Here is a 534-nt window from a genome sequence, read left to right on the forward strand (position 1 = left end):
GGTAATGCGCTTACAGGAACCGCGGATGCCATGCGTACAGCATCGGGATAATCCGGATGTGGGAATCCTTCCATTCCGCTTTCAGCCAGCAGTGCCAGCCAGGCATCGCGCGAGTGATGGTTACGATTGACGCGCAACCACATAGGTGGACGCAGATTATTGGCTTCGACAATATGTTGCCACTGTTGCGGATACGCTTTTTGCAGACGTTTTAGCAACCACGTTGGTTGCAGGAAGCGTTGTTCGCTCTGTTCAAACTCATCCTGTAAGGCTTCTTGCTGGCGTTGGAACTGACGCAGTACACCATTAATCAAGCCCTTAAGCTGTGGACGCTTGATAGCAACGGCACCTTCAACGGTCTCTGCCAGCGCGGCGTGAGCCGGAATACGGGTATGCAGCAGCTGATAAAGGCCAATCATAATAAGATAATGCACAGTACGCTGTTTACCCGTCATTGGACGGGACATCAGCTTGTTGATGAGCCAGTCCAGTTGCGGGAACGTTCGTAGTGCACCAAAGCAGAGCTCCTGCAAC

At 52.4% G+C, this 534-nt stretch carries 1 protein-coding gene; it reads right to left on the reverse strand.

Going from position 1 to position 534, the window contains the following annotated elements; translation table 11 throughout:
* On the reverse strand, window positions 1-534 hold a 534-nt coding region (locus tag CKO11_RS17340; protein WP_317851833.1), incomplete at both ends, for a transcription antitermination factor NusB.

The organism is Rhodobacter sp. TJ_12 (genome assembly GCF_020023995.1).
In the GTDB taxonomy this organism is placed as follows: Bacteria; Pseudomonadota; Alphaproteobacteria; order Rhodobacterales; family Rhodobacteraceae; genus Rhodobacter.